Here is a 4,993-nt window from a genome sequence, read left to right on the forward strand (position 1 = left end):
ACGACGTCGGCGCCCTGGGTCGCGGCGCCGGCTTGCTGTGCTGCCCGCCGGGCATCCGGGGGAGTTGTGACGATCGTCACGACCTCTTCATGGAACGTCCACTCAATGTTTACCGTTCAATAGGGAGTGAGCGCTGACGACGCGCGCTTCACCCGAGCCGCCCCGGTCAGTCCCCCCGTCTGGCCGGGGCTTCCTTTGCCTGCTTCGCATTCCCTACTCCCTTCTGGCCACTGAAATCGCGCCCTGGCTAGCCTCGATCATTCATGAGTCCCCGTCAGTTCGTTGATGGGGGCTGTGTGTTTGTGTGGTGCGGTCGTTTCGGGGCCAGGGCAGGTTGACGGCCCGGCTCTCGTGTCGGGTGGGCGCCAGGTTCCACTGCCCTGTGGGTGGTGCGGGTTGTCGCGGACGGTCGAAGTGGCTGTTCAGCCGGGGTTCGGCACGCCCCGGGCACCGGACCGCTCGGTGCCGCCCGCATCGTAGGCCGGCGTCCACGCCCGCATCGGGATCTTCAGCACGGTGGCATCCTGCTTCTCGGAGTGGGAGAGGACCAGCACTCCGTCGATGTCCACGATCACCTGCCCGTCGGCATCCGGAGCGTCGGCCGCAGCCAACTCCCAGATGCGTGCCCGTACTTCGGCACGGGCTGAGCGGATCGCGGTGAGCGCCTTCGGGTCGGTCGCGGCCAGAGCGCCGATGAGGCGCGAGCGCGTCATCCAGCAGGACCTTGCCCGGTTGTGCACCGCCCGCGGTTTGCGCCACGGCGCGAGTGCCGCCGATATCGCGCCGTCCAGACCGGACTTGCGTACCGTCTCGACCAACAGCACCGCCGCGGCCTGCGAGACCACCGAGCGGCCGCCGCCCACGACACGGACAGGCGGGTAGGACCCACTACGCTTCTTCACCCGAGGAGTGCAGCTTTCTGACGACTACCAGGACCCTAGACAAGTCTCATCGCCCCAGGTCAGAGGCGCTTCTCAGGGCGGTATCGGGTGGCCCACCACCGCAGTGGTGACGTGGGGTGGTCGACCGCCGGCAGCATCGATACGGTGGCCGGATGGATCAGGATGAACGGCTGCTTCATTCCTCGTCGTTTGGCGCGGCGGCGGTCGCATACGCCGAGCACCGTCCGGACTACGCGCAGACCGCGGTGCGGTGGGCGCTTGATCCCGCGTCCGGGCCGCGCGTGCTCGACCTCGGCGCCGGAACCGGCAAGCTGACCGCCACGTTGGTCGTGCTGGGTGCCGAAGTCATTGCAGTCGAGCCCGATTCGGCGATGCTGACCGAGCTGCGCCGCTCGCTGCCGACTGTCCGAGCCCTGTCGGGTAGTGCCGAGGCGATACCGTTGCCGGACACGTCTGTCGATGCCGTGCTGGCAGGCAACGCCATGCACTGGTTCGACATGGCCGTCGCGGGACCCGAGATCGCCAGGGTCCTCGCGCCCGGCGGCATCCTGGCAGGTCTGTGGAACGTCATGGACGACGGGGTCGAGTGGGTTGCCGGGCTCGCGCGGGTCAGCGGGAGCGCGGCCATCGGCCCGCGTGACACGCCCGCCAGCTGGCGGGCCGAGACGGCGGACATGCACCTTCCAAAGAATGGCGTACCCGACCGGTTCGGCTCACCGGAGCAGGCCGAGTTCCCCCACGGGCAGCGCCGTACCGCCGACTCTCTCGTCGCGACTCTCGCGACGCGCGCGGGGGTGCTGGTCATGCCAGAACAGGAACAAGAGGCCACGCTGGGCCGGATCCGCGCATTCCTCGCGAGTCGACCGGAGACCGCCCGCGGCGAGTTCACTCTCCCGATGCAGACGGGGGTGCTGCGCGTCCGGCGGCTGTGAAGCATCACGTCGTCACCCGAGTCTGACGGCTTGCTCACCTGAGAAGTGACTCCGGCTGGTGCGGGAACGACGGCCTCGACGATCCTCATGCCCGCTGGCCGGGCTGACGGTCTGCCGGACAGCCCGTTTCATGAAAGCGCGAGGCCAGGCCAGGGGCGTTGGAACGTCAGCGGCAACTCGAACGTGATGCGGGCCTCGACGCGGGCCGGCGGGGTCGGTCAGTCTCTCCGTGATCTCTCGGATTCGGATTCCAGCCGGGTCACGGCCGCCGGGGCGAACGCCTTCATCGCCAGTTCTTCAGCCGGCCGTGGCGTCCAGCGTGTACTGAGCGCGCGGCAATCCCGCTGCAAGGACGGTCGCTCCGGCCGACCACACCAACTCAGAAGCCCCGCCGCTGCGGCGAAACAGCGGCGGTGCGGCGGCGCACTGACCTTAAGTTCCTCTTGGGAAGACGCCCGAAGAAGCAGGCAAGTACCTTGCCTGTGCTAGGTTTTCGCAAGGGAAAATGCGTATGCGGAAACGGCAATCCAATAAGGCAAGTGAAGAGAATTGCGTTGGAAAGCACGGCATCTGAGGGGGACTCAATGCAGGAAGAAATAACGCGGGTAGTCATCGCCGGGGGCGGCCCGGTCGGCATGCTGATGGCGGCGGAACTGGCCGGGTACGGTATCGATACCGTCGTACTCGAAACCAAGGACACCACCGACAGGCATCCGAAGGCCGGGACGCTGCACGCGCGCACCGTGCAGTCCCTGGTCAGGCGCGGATATCTGGACCACCCACCGCTTTCGCCGGGGACCGGGACCGTGGCCACCCCTTTTCACTTCGGTGGCCTACCCGCGCTCACTATCACCACCCCGGCCGCCGAACCCACGCCCATTCTCAAGCGTTCTCAGGCCGACCTGGAAAGGGAATTCGAGAAGTGGGCCGGGGAAAGAGGCGCCCGCATATTGCGGCAATACCAGGTTACGGAGGTGCGCCAGACCGAGGGGCATGCCGAGGTCGTGGCCGAAGGGCCCGACGGGGTCCGGCGCTTCCGGGCCGAATACCTCGTCGGCGCGGACGGCGCCCGCAGCACCGTCCGCGAACGGCTCGGCTTCTCCGCCGACACATACTCGCCGACCGTCTCCGCGATGATGGGCGTCGTCCGCCCCGCCGAGCCGGGCTCCATTCCCCAGGGCTGGCAGCGCACCCCCCGCGGCTGGATCGTCGGCCGCGAGCAGCCGGACGGCTACCACCTCGTCCGCACCCTCAACTGCGCCGGCGCCCACCCCGACCGGCACTCCCCGTTGACCCGGCAGGAGCTGCAGGACGAGCTCTCGTGGATCGCCGGCCGGGACATTCCGCTCACTGACGCGCAAAGCCTCAGCCGGTTCAGCGACTTCGCCCGGCTCGTGCACCACTTCCGGCAGGGGCGCGTCTTCCTCGCGGGCGACGCCGCGCATGTCCACTTCCCCATCGGAGGCCAGGGCCTGAGCACCGGACTGCTCGACGCCCTCAACCTCGCGTGGAAGCTGGCCCACGCGCTGCGCGGCACGGCGGGGGACGGCCTGCTCGACACGTACGAGGACGAGCGCAGGCCCGCCGCACGGCAGGTCGTCGACAACACCCGCGCCCAACTCGTCCTCATGCGGCCCGAGTCGGACCTCGACCCGCTGCGCGAACTCGTCGGCGAGCTGCTCACCATGGAGCAGGGCAGCCACCTCGTCGGCGGCCTCGTCAGCGCCCAGGACACCGTCTACCCGCCCCGCTCGGCCCGGGTGTCGGCCTGGGAGGGCCGGTTCCTCGACAACGTACCGCTGACCACGGACGACGAAGGGCCGACGGATGTGGTCGGGCTGCTGCGGGACGGTCGCCCCATCCTGCTGCTCCTCGGCGCCGGGCACGAAGCCACCGCGGCGGCGGCCGACGGCTGGTCGCATGTGGTGCGCACGGTACGCGCCGAGGCGCAGCCGTCCCTGCCGTACGACGCCCTGCTGCTGCGGCCCGACGGGTACCTCGCCTGGACCCCGGACGGCGACGACCTCGCGGAGACACTGCGCACCTGGTTCGGCGACCCCCGCTGACACGGGTCCGGCCGCCCGTTCCCACCCGGCGGGGAAGCGGCGGCCGGACCGCACAACGGCCTACAGCGCGGTGAATCCGCCGTCCACCGGAATGCTGCCCCCGGTCACGAACGACGACGCGTCACTGCACAGCCACGCGGCCGCCTGCGCGATTTCGTCCGGCTCGGCGACCCTGGGCAGCATCGAGCGGTCCTTGAAATCCTGCTCAAGGGTCGGCACCAAATCGAATCCCTGCTGCATCAACTCGGTGCGCGTGGCCCCGACGATCAGCGCATTGACCCGGATGTTCCGGTCCCCGTACTCCTCGGCGGCGGCCTTCGTCAGTCCGATGACCGCGTGCTTCGCGGCAATGTACGGGGCCGGGGGGAACCTGGGCGACACCACCCCGGCGGTGCTCGACGTGTTCACGATGGAGCCGCCGTCGGGGTTTTCCAGCAGCGCGGGTATCTGCTGCCGCAGACAGTTCCACACACCGCGTACGTTGACATTCATGGTGGCATCGAAATCGGAGTCGTCCATCAAGTGCAGGGGCGCGGGCATCGCCGACCACCCCGCGTTGTTGAACGCCCCGTTGAGCCCGCCGTACACCTCGCGCGCCGCCGCGACCGCCGCCGTCACATCCTGCACCGAGGTCACGTCACCGGCGACCGCCGTCGCGGCGCCGCCCGCCTCGCACACCTCCTCGACCAGGTCCTGGAGCAGCTTCTGGCGCCGTGCCATCAGCACGAGGGAGGCGCCCTCGGCGCCGAACAGCCGTGCCGCGGCCGCCCCGATGCCGCTCGACGCGCCGGTGATCATAATGGTCTTCCCAGCGAGTGCCCCTCGCCGACCGGGCCCCTGATCCGTTCGTTCGGATGTCAACTCAGGCTCCTTGAGTAGGTGTTCTTCCGCCGAGGATCCCAGCACATGGAGAGACGTTCTGTCTGCCGTGCTGCCGTGCTGCCGTCCGGGCGTACGCGTAGGTCCATGCGCCCGACGGTCACCGGAATGGCCCTCGGCCCCGGATGTTGCCGACCCCGGGCCTACCAAACCCGCAACTCGTACGACATGTATGTGGACCGGACGGACGGCCGGCGCATCGGCACCCTGTGGC

4 protein-coding genes are annotated in these 4,993 nt (G+C 69.1%); 2 read left to right on the forward strand and 2 right to left on the reverse strand.

Translation table 11 applies throughout. The features are described 5' to 3' along the window. Window positions 1-422: 422 nt before the first annotated feature. Window positions 423-902: a hypothetical protein gene (locus tag AB0I10_RS40215; RefSeq protein ID WP_363157703.1), complete on the reverse strand. Its 480-nt coding sequence runs from the start codon at window positions 900-902 to the stop codon at window positions 423-425. 152 nt (window positions 903-1,054) lie between these two features. Between AB0I10_RS40215 and AB0I10_RS40220 the strand changes: the two genes are divergently transcribed. Then, the gene (locus tag AB0I10_RS40220) at window positions 1,055-1,834 is read left to right on the forward strand and encodes a class I SAM-dependent methyltransferase (protein WP_363157704.1); all 780 of its coding nucleotides are present in this window, start codon (window positions 1,055-1,057) and stop codon (window positions 1,832-1,834) included. A 584-nt stretch (window positions 1,835-2,418) separates the two neighbouring features. Next, window positions 2,419-3,900 (forward strand): FAD-dependent monooxygenase, encoded by a 1,482-nt coding sequence (locus AB0I10_RS40225; protein WP_363157705.1) that lies wholly within the window; start codon window positions 2,419-2,421, stop codon window positions 3,898-3,900. Window positions 3,901-3,960: 60 nt separating this feature from the next. Here AB0I10_RS40225 and AB0I10_RS40230 read toward each other — a convergent pair whose 3' ends face one another. Then, complete coding sequence (locus tag AB0I10_RS40230; RefSeq protein ID WP_363157706.1) at window positions 3,961-4,698, reverse strand: SDR family oxidoreductase; 738 nt, start codon at window positions 4,696-4,698, stop codon at window positions 3,961-3,963. Between the last annotated feature and the right edge of the window lie 295 nt (window positions 4,699-4,993).

Source organism: Streptomyces sp. NPDC050636, from assembly GCF_040654775.1.
In the GTDB taxonomy this organism is placed as follows: Bacteria; Actinomycetota; Actinomycetes; order Streptomycetales; family Streptomycetaceae; genus Streptomyces.

Coding starts and splice junctions, on each gene's coding strand:
- AB0I10_RS40220 (WP_363157704.1), top strand. CDS start 1,055: ATGGATCAGGATGAACGGCTGCTTCATTCCTCGTCGTTTGGCGCGGCG.
- AB0I10_RS40230 (WP_363157706.1), bottom strand. CDS start 4,698: ATGATCACCGGCGCGTCGAGCGGCATCGGGGCGGCCGCGGCACGGCTG.
- AB0I10_RS40225 (WP_363157705.1), top strand. CDS start 2,419: ATGCAGGAAGAAATAACGCGGGTAGTCATCGCCGGGGGCGGCCCGGTC.